The organism is Micromonospora sp. ATA51 (assembly GCF_016802855.1).
GTDB classification, from domain to species: domain Bacteria; phylum Actinomycetota; class Actinomycetes; order Mycobacteriales; family Micromonosporaceae; genus Micromonospora; species Micromonospora sicca.
The window spans coordinates 1-2,038 of record NZ_JAEVHJ010000584.1 but is presented as its reverse complement, the minus strand read 5'-3'; the positions used below and the strand labels follow the sequence as shown (position 1 = coordinate 2,038).

The following is a 2,038-nucleotide window of genomic DNA, read 5'->3' as shown; positions in this document are numbered from 1 at the left end:
GTGCACGTGGCCTCCATGGTCTCGTTGCCTAGGCAACGCCGATCATGGATGCCCTTGCGCTTACTCGCTACCCCACACCCCTTGGAATCGATCATCTAGGTCCGCCGGGGTGCGACCGATCACGATCAGCAACGATTCGGGGGACGGCAGCGCGGACCGCCCGATCGTGCCGATCTCGTGGCCTGGGAAGCGGTCACCGAGCTCAGCGGCCGGGGTGTTCCGCAGCAGCTTGCCGAGCGCGGGCGAGACGTAGAACTCGCCCGGCCCGGGCAGGTGCGGGATGCCCGGCGGGACGGACGCGTCCGGGCCCAGCGCAGCGACCTCGACCCGGCCGATCGACTGGCCGTGGTAGTAGTCCTCTCGGATCAGCCACCACATCGGGTCGGCCGTCGGGTCGGCGGAGGCCGGTGCGACGGCGGTGTTGAGCCAGGCGTACCGCGCGTTCTGCGCGCCGACGGCGTTCATGCCGGCGAGCGTCGCCAGCAGCATGCCCACACCGAGCGCCACCGCGCCGGCGATGACGACGAGCCGGACGGCCCCCTCCCGGCCACCGGCCAGGCACAGTCGCAGACCGAACCGGATCATGAGTGCACCAGCGCGTTCACCTTGCCGTCGCGCACGATGACCTGCCGGTCGGCGTACGCGGCGACGCGGGCCTCGTGGGTGACGAGCACGACGGTCGTGCCCTGCTCGCGGGCGCACGCGACGAGGAGGTCCATGACCTGCTCGCCGGTGAGGGAGTCGAGGGCGCCGGTCGGCTCGTCGGCGAACAGCACGCTCGGCCGGGCGACGAGGCCACGGGCGAGCGCCACCCGTTGCGCCTGGCCGCCGGACAGCTCACCGGAACGGCGTCGCTCCAGCCCGGCCAGACCGAGCCGCTCGAACCAGGGCCGTGCCTCCTGGAACGCGGCCGTGCGGCGGACTCCGCCGAGCAGCAGCGGCAGCGCGACGTTCTCCTCCGCGGTCAGCTCGGGGACGAGCTGTCCGAACTGGAACACGAACCCGAATCGGTCCCGGCGGAGCACGCTGCGCTCCTGCTCGTTCAACGTGTCGAGGCGGCGGCCGTCGAGGCGGATCTCGCCCGCGTCGGGCACCAGGATGCCGGCCAGGCAGTGCAGCAGCGTGGACTTGCCCGACCCGCTCGGGCCCATGACGGCGACGATTTCACCCGGGTCCACGGAGAGGCTGGCACCCCGTAGCGCCGGGGTGCTGCCGAAGGACAGCGCCACGCCTCGCGCCTCGATCGCCGTCATCGCCGCACCATCTTTCGGAGCGCGTCGAGCCGGGCGATCGTGGTGTCCATCCAGTGCAGGTCGGCCTCCAGATGGAACAGCCCGTGGTCGGCCAGCAGCGTGTCGACGAGGTTGCCGTCGCGCTTGATCGCGGTGAGCTCGGTCATCCGTCGCAGGTGCACGGCGCGCTGGGCGTCGAGGTAGTCCGCGGCGGGGCGGTCCAGCATCAGCGCCAGCACCACCTTGGTGAAGAGCACGGTCTGCAGGTTGGGCTCGGCCTCGACCGGCTCGGTCAGCCAGGCGTCGACCTCGGTCGCGCCGCGCTCGGTGATCAGGTAGCGCTTGCGGTCGGGGCCGACGCCCGGCTCCACCTCGCCGATCACGATCTTGCCGTCGCGAGCCAGGCGGCCGAGCGTGGCGTAGACCTGCCCGAATGGCAGCGGCTTGCCGCGGCTGAAGAAGGTGTCGTAGTCGCGCTTGAGGTCGTAGCCGTGGCTGGGCTCGCGCTCGAGCAGGCCGAGGAGGGTCAGCGGAACACTCATGCCGTGACCATACCCTGAGCGTATACCTCGCGTATATATCTCGAGGGTGTAAGAACCGGTTGAATCCTGCGCGCTTTCCTCAATCGGGCCGCGCCGGCCTTGCGGGGGATTACCGTTCGTTAACGTGACCATCTTTCGGGTTACTGCCGTCATGCTCAGCGCCGTCCTGGCTCTGCCCGCTGCCGCGGTTGCGCCGCCGACGCGGGCGGCAGCCGCGCCGCACCTGCCATGCCCGGCCGTGAAGTCGCCGGTGCCCCCGCCCGC

At 71.0% G+C, this 2,038-nt stretch carries 3 protein-coding genes; all 3 read right to left on the bottom strand.

All coding sequences use genetic code 11. From position 1 onward, the window contains the following. Window positions 1-60: 60 nt before the first annotated feature. The 3 genes from JNW87_RS38025 to JNW87_RS38015 are packed head-to-tail and all read right to left on the bottom strand — an operon-like array spanning window position 61 to window position 1,774. Window positions 61-585 carry a hypothetical protein gene (locus tag JNW87_RS38025; protein WP_238455400.1) on the bottom strand — a complete coding sequence of 175 codons (525 nt, stop codon included), beginning with the start codon at window positions 583-585 and terminating at the stop codon, window positions 61-63. Beyond that, window positions 582-1,253 (bottom strand): ABC transporter ATP-binding protein, encoded by a 672-nt coding sequence (locus tag JNW87_RS38020; protein WP_238455399.1) that lies wholly within the window; start codon window positions 1,251-1,253, stop codon window positions 582-584. The genes JNW87_RS38025 and JNW87_RS38020 overlap by 4 nt, the downstream gene beginning before the upstream one ends. Further along, window positions 1,250-1,774, bottom strand: coding sequence for a PadR family transcriptional regulator (locus JNW87_RS38015; RefSeq protein WP_109805654.1), 525 nt, complete (start codon window positions 1,772-1,774; stop codon window positions 1,250-1,252). Before JNW87_RS38015 ends, JNW87_RS38020 begins: the two co-directional genes overlap by 4 nt. Between the last annotated feature and the right edge of the window lie 264 nt (window positions 1,775-2,038).